The following is a 2,612-nucleotide window of genomic DNA, read 5'->3' as shown; positions in this document are numbered from 1 at the left end:
TGGATATTCCGGTGATACTGACCCCCCATTCCGGGCATATTGACCCCCCTTAGATTTATTGGTCAAAAAGATAAGAACGTGACAAATTTACAGTTTTTTCCTTAAGGATTCTCCCTTCAATTCGATTCTGTGAGAAGTATGTACTAGTCGATCTAAAATTGCATCTGCAATAGTAGCTTCCCCAATAATTTCGTACCAGCTACCAATAGGTAATTGACTAACAATAATAGTGGAGGATTTTCCGTGTCGATCCTCAATAATTTCCATTAAATCCATCTGCCCGTTGTGTTCTAAGTGAGAGAGACCAAAATCATCTATTATCAATAAGTCAGCTTTGGCAATCTTGTCAAACAGTTTTAAAAAACTACCATCCAACCGAGCCATTTTAATCTGTATAAGCAGTTTTTGGATGTTATAATACAAGACTTTTTTGCCTTGCGCACAAGCCTGATGACCTAATGCAGAAGCTAAAAAGCTTTTGCCACAGCCAGTAGCACCAGTTATTAGGATAGATTCTCCTTTTTCTAGGTAAGTTCCTTTAGCTAGTTCTGTTATTAAACTGGCATCCATTCCGCGAGAAGCATTTAAGCTCAGCTCATCAATACTGGATTGATAACGGAACTTGGCTGCATTTTTAAGTCGTTCAAAACGTCGATTGATACGATTCTCTTCCTCAGCTTGTAAAAGGATTTCAAGGCCTTCGCTAAAGGATAACTTGTGGTGTTGTCGAGTTTCCATCATCGCCTTCCAGCTGATGTGCATCCCTTGTAATCGTAATTGGGAGAGTTGTTCTTCAATGGTTTTCATTATATTTATTTTTAATTGATTGTGGATTATTTATAAGCCGTTGCTCCTCTAATATTAGAGTGCTCTGGCAAAGGTTTGCTTATAATATTCAGCGTATTCTCAGTCATTTTATTCTCCAATAATTGCTTTAAAAAACGATAGGAATAATTGTGATTTTCTAAAGCTATATCACAAGCTTTTACAAAAGTGTTGCGAGGAGTCTTTCGGGATAAGTTCAGTATTCCATCGCAAGTTCTATAAAGCTGTTCTGGATGTTTATTTTGATTGAATAAGGCTTCCATATATTGGTACAGTTCTTCAGAATGCGCATTGGCTCTTCCTAGATAGTAACTCGGACTTCGTTCTTTATAAAACTGATGATGTGAGCACAGATGCTCTTTCTTTGTGGTATACCCTCCTTTTTTAAAACCTCTGGGATGTACGGCTATTTGGTTTCCTTTACAATAGATTTTAACCAAAGTACGGGTATAGATAACCTTCGTTTTTTCTCCAATATAAGTGTAGGGAACGCTGTAGTAATGTTTGTCCTGACTTAGATAAATGTGGTTGTTCTTAGCTGCTTTATGCTCTCTGTAATACTTGATTTCAATAGGTTCTACAGGAAGTTCAAGAAGATGTTTTTTCTCATCGGCTAAAAACTTCTCTTCACGGCAATAGTCCTTTTGTTGCATTCTGGTTTGATTGTGCAATTTCATCTTTTCAGCAATGGCTTCATTTAGAGAAGCTAAATCGAAGAACTGTCTGTGGCGAAGTTTAGCATAAACACGGCTATAAATCAACTTTACTTGATTCTCCACCAATGCCTTATCTTGTGGATGTGCTGGTCGTGCAGGTGTAACCGTTGTGCTGTAATGATTAGCAAAGTCTTCTAAAGCTCGATTGATATCTGGTTCGTATCTATTGGCTTTTATAACGGCAGACTTAAGATTATCAGGAACCAATGTATGCGGAACTCCACCTATATCATTTAAACAACAACGTAAGGCATAGAGAAAATCCTCTAGTTTTTGACTTGGAACAGCCATAGCGAAGCTATAATCAGAATAAGGAAGACAAGCTACAAAGACCTGTACGAAGATAATTTCTCCAGTATCTCTATTGATATAAGAAAGTGGCTTTCCTGCAAAATCAATATAAAGCTTGTCCCCTGGATGGTGTTCTAATACCATTGTAGGCTTACTGCTTTTACGATATTGCTGTAAGTGATAGCAAAACTGGGAATAACTATATGGATTTGCGTTATCCACGCAATACTCCTCATAAAGTACTTTTCGATTTACACCGACTTTTTTAAGCTCTTTAGCAAAGTACTCTAATCGGACTTTAAGCAGCTCATAGCGCTCATCTTTGAAGGATGGATTACCTGCTAAAAGCTTCGCTTCTAGAATTGGATCCTCCAGTTTGAGCAGTTCTGTTATCGATACGTTGCTTGCTTCGACTTTCCTGAAATACTCTTTTACCGTATTCTTACTCATTTGTAAGTTACGAGCAATGGTTTTTATTCCTTTGCCCTTAAGGCGCATACGGAGCATTTGTTTGACTTGACTCATAGGTTTAGGTTTTCCTGCCATTTTCTTATCCTTTGGTTATTCACCAAATAAACCTAAAAATCAAATAGAACTTCTTTAAAGAGGGGTCAGCTTCCTCCGGAATATGATGTCCACTTTTAAACAAAGAGGGTCAATTTACTCCAGAATCTAACCCATAAAGAGCTTCCGTTTTTATGTGAAGGGGGTCAGCATCCGCCAGAATGGCAAGCTGAAATTGATAGCCAGTAAAGGGGTCAGCTTAGTCCAGTCTATCCA

Annotated in this window: 2 protein-coding genes; both read right to left on the bottom strand. The window is 38.0% G+C overall.

All coding sequences use genetic code 11. From position 1 onward, the window contains the following. Positions 1 to 87: 87 nt before the first annotated feature. Entirely contained in the window at positions 88 to 807 is a 720-nt protein-coding gene (gene istB / locus K8089_RS15920; RefSeq protein ID WP_237604284.1) for an IS21-like element helper ATPase IstB, read from the bottom strand. Positions 808 to 833: 26 nt separating this feature from the next. Then, positions 834 to 2,378, bottom strand: coding sequence for an IS21 family transposase (gene istA, locus K8089_RS15915; RefSeq protein ID WP_237604283.1), 1,545 nt, complete (start codon positions 2,376 to 2,378; stop codon positions 834 to 836). Positions 2,379 to 2,612: the final 234 nt, after the last annotated feature.

The organism is Aequorivita vitellina (genome assembly GCF_022008365.1).
GTDB classification, from domain to species: domain Bacteria; phylum Bacteroidota; class Bacteroidia; order Flavobacteriales; family Flavobacteriaceae; genus Aequorivita; species Aequorivita vitellina.
Note: the sequence above shows the minus strand (reverse complement) of the source record. Positions and strands in the feature narration are given on the sequence as shown.